Origin of the sequence: Novosphingobium sp. B-7 (genome assembly GCF_000410615.1) — a bacterium.
In the GTDB taxonomy this organism is placed as follows: Bacteria; Pseudomonadota; Alphaproteobacteria; order Sphingomonadales; family Sphingomonadaceae; genus Novosphingobium; species Novosphingobium capsulatum.
This window is the reverse complement of record NZ_APCQ01000776.1, coordinates 1-1,464: the sequence shown is the minus strand read 5'-3', so window position 1 is coordinate 1,464 and position 1,464 is coordinate 1. Positions and strand designations below refer to the sequence as shown.

General features: G+C 69.3%; 1 protein-coding gene. It reads left to right on the top strand.

Features of this window, described 5'->3' with window-relative positions; translation table 11 throughout:
• Positions 1-1,464 (top strand): family 78 glycoside hydrolase catalytic domain (locus tag H926_RS0108750; protein ID WP_022675955.1); only part of this gene is annotated, 1,464 nt, incomplete at both ends.

The window sequence follows — 1,464 nt, the reverse complement described above, 5'->3', positions numbered from 1 at the left end:
TTCCTCGATCTATGGCGGCGAGGACTGGGACGCGCGCCTGGTGCCGCCCGCTTGGATGGAACCTGGCTACGACGATCGCGACTGGCAGCCGGTAGTGGCCGTGCCGGGGCCGGGCGGGATGCTCCGCGCCGGGCTGGTGCCGCCGGTGGTCGCCGCGCGCACTCTGGCGCCGGTGGCGATCACGGCCGTGGCGCCCGATGTGCTGCTGGTCGATTTCGGCGTCAACTTCGCCGGTCGGCCCCGCCTGATGATCGAGGCGCCGGCCGGTGCCACGCTGACCATCCTGCCGGGCGAGACGCTGGACGAACAGGGCCGGGTCAGCCAGCGCAGCTTCAACGCCGGGCCGGGCAACCGCGTGGCGTTTACCCACGTCAGCACCGGGAGCGGGGTCGAAGCGTTCGAGCCGCTGTTCAGCTATCACGGCTTTCGCTGGCTGGAATTGCGCGGCCTGCTGCGCGCCGCGATCCATGCGGTCGAAGGCGTGGTGCTCCACGCCGATCTTGCGCGCGTCGGCCGGTTCCAGGCCGATGATCCCTTGCTCAACGCCATCCATGGGCTGATCGATCAGGCCGTGACCAGCAACATGGTTTCGGTCCTCACCGATTGCCCGCACCGCGAAAAGCTGGGCTGGCTGGAACAGACCTATCTCAACGCGCCCACCGTGCTCTACAACCGCGATGCCGCGCCGCTTTATGACAAGTTGGTGCACGACATCGCCGAGGCGCAGCAGGCCAATGGCATGGTGCCGGGCATCGCGCCGGAATATGTCGCCTTCCAGGACGAGCAGGGGCAGGACCAGGTCTGGCGCAATTCCCCCGAATGGGGCGCGGCGGTGGTGCTGGCACCCTGGGCGGCCTATCGCTTTTGCGGCGACGCCACCGTGCTGGTGGCGGCCTGGCCGGCGGCGCAACGCTATTGCGCCTATCTCGCGCAGCGGGCGCGGGATGGCATCGTCGATTTCGGCATGGGCGATTGGTACGATGTCGGCCCCAACGATCCGGGCGAGGCGCAACTGACCTCGCGCGCGCTGGTCGGCACGGCCACTTATATTGCCTGCTTGCAGACGATGGCCAAGATCGCCGCGCGGATCGGGGCGGTTGCGGATTACGCCGCACTGGCGGTGCAGGTTACGCAGCATTTCAACGCGCGCTTTCTCGATCCCGCCACCGGCCGCTACGAACGGGGCAGCCAGACGGCGCAAGCCATGCCGCTGGCGCTCGGCCTGGTGCCCCAGGCGCAGCGTGCCGCGGCGCTCGACCGGCTGATCGCGGCGATTCGGCGCGAAGGCAATGGCGTTACCGCCGGGGACATCGGCTATCGCTACGTGCTGGAGGCGCTGGCTGCGGCCGGGCGTGACGATGTGATCCTGGCCATGCTGCGGGTGCGCGATCGCCCCGGCTATGCCCTGCAACTGGCGCGCGGGGCCACCGCGCTGACCGAGGCGTGGGACGCCAATCCCACCAA